The organism is Vibrio sp. S9_S30 (assembly GCF_014694455.1).
GTDB lineage: Bacteria > Pseudomonadota > Gammaproteobacteria > Enterobacterales > Vibrionaceae > Vibrio.
This window is the reverse complement of the sequence record NZ_JAAUWT010000213.1, coordinates 1-248: the sequence shown is the minus strand read 5'-3', so window position 1 is coordinate 248 and position 248 is coordinate 1. Positions and strand designations below refer to the sequence as shown.

General features: G+C 43.1%; 1 pseudogene. It reads left to right on the top strand.

What is annotated here, in order from left to right:
* Nucleotides 1-248: pseudogene (locus HC752_RS24575) on the top strand (IS4 family transposase); the annotation flags it as partial.

Here is a 248-nt window from a genome sequence, read left to right as displayed (position 1 = left end):
ACTTGTCCGTATGCCAGTTTCGCCAGATGCTCAACGGAAGTCCCCGTATCTTGGGAAGTATTGGCAAGCACGGCTAGTCTTACTTCCTGAGCCTAAAGGAGAAATAAAAGGTTTTATTACATCATTAGAGTGCCCAGAAAAGTACCCGATTAAAGACATCGTTGAAGTTTACTGGGAGCGATGGGAAATAGAGCAAGGTTACGGCGAATTAAAGCAGAGGCAACTGAACAATCAAGCTATTTTAAGAA